This is a genomic window from Treponema sp. R6D11, from assembly GCF_054786075.1.
In genome coordinates, this window is sequence record NZ_BDHD01001178.1 from 1 (window position 1) to 367 (window position 367).

General features: G+C 43.3%; 1 protein-coding gene. It reads left to right on the plus strand.

Translation table 11 applies throughout. The features are described from left to right. A partial coding sequence (locus tag ACYVTD_RS17995) for a hypothetical protein (RefSeq protein ID WP_461248979.1) occupies positions 1-367 on the plus strand: 367 nt, incomplete at both ends.

Genomic DNA, 367 nt, shown 5'->3' on the forward strand with positions numbered 1-367 from the left:
CGTTATAACTGGTCTGTCGGGATTGCGATTGATTTTTCCAATCCGTGGTTTCAAAACCGCTTTGGTACTCAATTCGGTTGGGAGCCGCCTTATGACAATACGGCAATGATTCAAAATAGTTTTACTCCTCTACCCGACCCTGCGTCAAAATACGGGAAAAAACAGGCAAAAATCGCACTGTCTTTGGAACAGGAAAAATATAAAATCGCTCTTGAAAAAATCGGCAGAACGGCGGCAAACGCCATAGACAAATGCGCCTTTATGGAACAAAAACGGCTTCTGGCAATCGACACCGCAGCTATTGGAGCGGAAAAATGCCGCATTGAAGAAATAAGATTAAATCTCGGTCACATAACAAGATTAACGC